The sequence below is a fragment of the Vibrio sp. 1069 genome (genome assembly GCF_033340555.1).
In genome coordinates, this window is sequence record NZ_JAWOWP010000341.1 from 1 (window position 1) to 720 (window position 720).

General features: G+C 45.1%; 1 protein-coding gene. It reads left to right on the plus strand.

What is annotated here, in order from left to right:
- Positions 1-48: 48 nt before the first annotated feature.
- Positions 49-720 (plus strand): ribonuclease D (gene rnd, locus R7040_RS26395; RefSeq protein WP_318097567.1); only part of this gene is annotated, 672 nt, incomplete at its 3' end.

Sequence of the window (720 nt, forward strand, 5' to 3'; positions counted from 1 at the left end):
ATGATAGAATGCCAGCGTTTTGCTGGCATTTTTTATAGCGAGAAGCATGTGAATTATCAGATTATTACTAAAAACAAAGACCTAGAACAAGTTTGTGCTCAAGCAAGAGACGCAGATGTCGTAATGCTGGATACCGAGTTCGTACGTATCAGGACTTTTTATCCGCAACTAGGTTTGATTCAGCTTTTCGACGGCAAGCACTTGTCCCTTATCGATCCGACAGAATTAACGGACATGACATCTTTCATCGAACTATTGAAAGATGCATCGGTACTTAAAGTGCTTCACGCCTGTGGCGAAGATTTAGAAGTATTCCAAAATGCATTTGGTTGTACGCCATTTCCAATGGTCGATACACAGTTAATGGCGGCGTTTCTTGGCCACGGGCTGTCAACAGGTTTCGCAACGCTGGTGGAAGAATACTTAGGTGTTGCGTTGGACACGAGTGAATCTCGCACCGGCTGGATTGCTCGTCCTCTCACGCAAAAGCAACTTGATTATGCAGCGGTAGACGTTCTCTACTTGTTGCCACTTTACGAAAAATTGCTCGATAAAGTCACTGAAGCTGGTTGGTGGGAAGCGGTGCAGCAAGAGAGCGACTTGTTGGTTTCCAAACGTATTCGCGAAACCAACGAAGAAAATGCGTACCTTGATATTAAAGGAGCGTGGCAACTTAAACCGTCAGAGTTAGCTGTGTTAAAGCCGCTAGCGACTTGGCGT